This window comes from Arthrobacter sp. Hb9-2 (assembly GCF_059091165.1).
Window position 1 is genome coordinate 1 of record NZ_JBNHGJ010000110.1, and the last position, 315, is coordinate 315.

1 protein-coding gene is annotated in these 315 nt (G+C 67.6%); it reads left to right on the plus strand.

Annotated elements, in window-relative coordinates; translation table 11 throughout:
- Window positions 1-315 (plus strand): L-serine ammonia-lyase, iron-sulfur-dependent, subunit alpha (locus AC5RV1_RS21425; protein WP_493995963.1); only part of this gene is annotated, 315 nt, incomplete at both ends.

Sequence of the window (315 nt, forward strand, 5' to 3'; positions counted from 1 at the left end):
AGGTGGGCTGCCAGGGCGAGGTCGGGTCGGCGTCGTCGATGGCTGCCGCGGGGCTGGCCGAGGTGATGGGCGGGACCCCTGCGCAGGTGGAAAACGCTGCGGAGATCGCGATGGAGCACAACCTGGGCCTGACGTGTGATCCGATCGGCGGGCTGGTGCAGGTGCCGTGCATCGAACGCAACGCGATCGCCGCCGCGAAGGCCATCAACGCCGCGAAAATGGCGCTCTGGGGCGACGGGTCCCACCGGGTGTCCCTGGACGAGGTCATCATCACGATGCGCGAGACCGGCAAGGACATGAGCTCCAAATACAAGG